The organism is Lentzea jiangxiensis, from assembly GCF_900104175.1.
GTDB lineage: Bacteria > Actinomycetota > Actinomycetes > Mycobacteriales > Pseudonocardiaceae > Lentzea > Lentzea jiangxiensis.
Genome location: NZ_FNIX01000052.1, coordinates 1 through 2,057, shown reverse-complemented (window position 1 = coordinate 2,057; position 2,057 = coordinate 1). Strand labels below are relative to the sequence as shown.

The 2,057-nt window shown below is 64.8% G+C and carries 4 protein-coding genes; all 4 read left to right on the top strand.

Going from position 1 to position 2,057, the window contains the following annotated elements:
* Nucleotides 1-21 precede the first annotated feature (21 nt).
* Genes BLQ91_RS39900 through BLQ91_RS39885 form a run of 4 tightly spaced genes read left to right on the top strand, consistent with a single transcriptional unit; the run spans nt 22 to nt 1,961 of the window.
* The gene (locus BLQ91_RS39900; protein WP_425412586.1) at nt 22-462 is read left to right on the top strand and encodes a 3'-5' exonuclease; all 441 of its coding nucleotides are present in this window, start codon (nt 22-24) and stop codon (nt 460-462) included.
* Nucleotides 440-1,090, top strand: coding sequence for a dTMP kinase (gene tmk / locus BLQ91_RS39895; RefSeq protein ID WP_090105785.1), 651 nt, complete (start codon nt 440-442; stop codon nt 1,088-1,090). Before BLQ91_RS39900 ends, tmk begins: the two co-directional genes overlap by 23 nt.
* Nucleotides 1,087-1,443 (top strand): hypothetical protein, encoded by a 357-nt coding sequence (locus BLQ91_RS39890; RefSeq protein ID WP_090105783.1) that lies wholly within the window; start codon nt 1,087-1,089, stop codon nt 1,441-1,443. Before tmk ends, BLQ91_RS39890 begins: the two co-directional genes overlap by 4 nt.
* A 50-nt stretch (nt 1,444-1,493) precedes the next feature.
* Nucleotides 1,494-1,961 (top strand): hypothetical protein, encoded by a 468-nt coding sequence (locus BLQ91_RS39885; RefSeq protein ID WP_143023125.1) that lies wholly within the window; start codon nt 1,494-1,496, stop codon nt 1,959-1,961.
* The last annotated feature ends 96 nt before the right edge of the window (nt 1,962-2,057 follow it).

Here is a 2,057-nt window from a genome sequence, read left to right as displayed (position 1 = left end):
GCAGACCTTCGCGCTGCTGCACTGGTTCCGCCGCCTGCGGACCCGCTGGGAGATCCGCGACGACATCCACGAAGCCTTCCTCAGCCTGGCCTGCGGCATCATCTGCTGGCGCCGACTCCGCAACCTCTCATTGAGTTAGGAGTTCTTATCGGCCACAACGCGCACGTGGATGTTGGAGTCATCCAGCGCAAGCTCGGCGACTGGGAATGCCCGGAAGTGTTCGACACGCTCAAGCTCGCCAGGCGCCTGCTGCCTGGTCTCCCGTCCTACAAGCTCAGCGCGCTCGTCGAGAAGTACGAGCTTGCAAGCGGCCTCGACGGCGAAGAGAAGCCGCACCGGGCCAAATACGACGCGATCGTGACGGCAAGGCTCTTCGTCCTTCTGGCAGGCCGGCGGAGCCTCGAGGAGCTACGGGATCAACCGGCAGGGGGTGGTTCCGATGAAGAGCCAGCTCTCTTCTGACTGCGGACGCGGCCTGTTCATCACCGTTGATGGCCCAAGCGGCGCGGGCAAGACCACGATCGTTCGCCACCTCGCTCAGATGTTGCCGGCTAAGGGCGAACACGTCCACCTGACTGCCGAGCCGTCTGGCGGCCCTATCGGCAAGCTCGCCTCTGAGTTGACCGAGACGGTGACCGGCCACGCGCTTGCCTGCTTGTACGCGGCCGACAGGTACCACCACGTTGAGCACGAGATTCTGCCGCTCTTGCGGAACGGTCACACGGTCATCTCCGATCGCTACATCGCGTCGGGCCTGGTGATCCAGCGTTTCGACGGCGTGGCACCGCAGTTCTTGTGGCACCTCAACGCAGAAGCCAGGCGGCCCGACCTCGCAGTCATCCTTGAAGCCGACCCTGAAGTGATCGCGAGCCGTCTCACTGAACGCGGCCCGCACAACCGCTTCCAGCACACGCCCGGCAGCAGCTACACCGAAGTGGAGTTCTACCGGCAGGCCGCAGAGACCCTGCACGGCGCGGGTTTCGAGGTGTTCAAGGTGGACTGCTCAAGCCGTCCGCCCGAGCAGTCCGCAGCGATCATCCGCCGCCAGCTCACGCAGCTCCCCGCGCGATGCGAGGTGCTGACCGGATGAACACTCCGATCACCGAAGAAGACGCTCTGCTGAGGTACCCGGAGCTACAACAGTTGGTGGATGTCAGGCGGGCCGGGTGGATCTTTCGAGTCATCGAAGACGAAGCCCATCGACTGACCGGCCTGGCCGCCAGTATGAGCCGGAAGCAGTACACCGACGCGCTCTTCATCTTCGACAGCACCAACGTGAGCGGCGTGCGGCTGTTGGCCGACGAGTACGGCGGCGGGTGTGTGTGGAGGAAGTCGGGCGCGGATCTCCAGGAGGTTGTGGCCGATCTACTCGGGCTGCCCGAGCCGGATGAGTCGGGAGCGCCCACCTTGGTCACGAAGTTACGTCTGTTGTGGACGCCGTGATGGCCGTTCCCGTTCGCGTGGACGAGGTCGTTCAAGCCGAGGTGCCCCGCATGCGTGAAGAGCCTCGGTTCGTGGCAGCCCTTGAGTTGGTTGCACGCCCCACGGCAGTACCGGTCGCGCGCATGTTCATCTCCGGCACGCTGAAGCGCTGGCACGCCTTGTTCATTGAGGAGTACATGGCGGCCGTGGCCGTCGAGCTGGTGACGCTCTCCGTGGAGCAGACGGGCGGTGCCGAGGTGCCCAACCCGATCACCTTGCGGATGCTGGGCTACCCGTCTCGAACACCACGCTCCTGCGCATGGTCGAGCAGAGCATTCATCAACGTCCGGGAAACCGGCTGCGGACGCCGCAATCCCTTCTCCGTCAGCGTGATCAGCAGCCGGATGGGGTCCAGGTCTTTCCGCCGCAATCTCCGTGCGCCGCTGGGGCGTGCGGCGGTCTCCAAGTGCAACCGGAGCAACAGGCCGTCCAACCTCGGATCGTGCCCGGTCGTTGCCGCCGTCTGGAAGATCTCCTGAACTAGTGCTGCGTCACGCAATCTTGGCCGGGTAATGGGTCCAGGTGCGGATGGGTGAGTCGGTGGCGAAGCCGGTCTTGGGTTGGGCGCGGGCGTT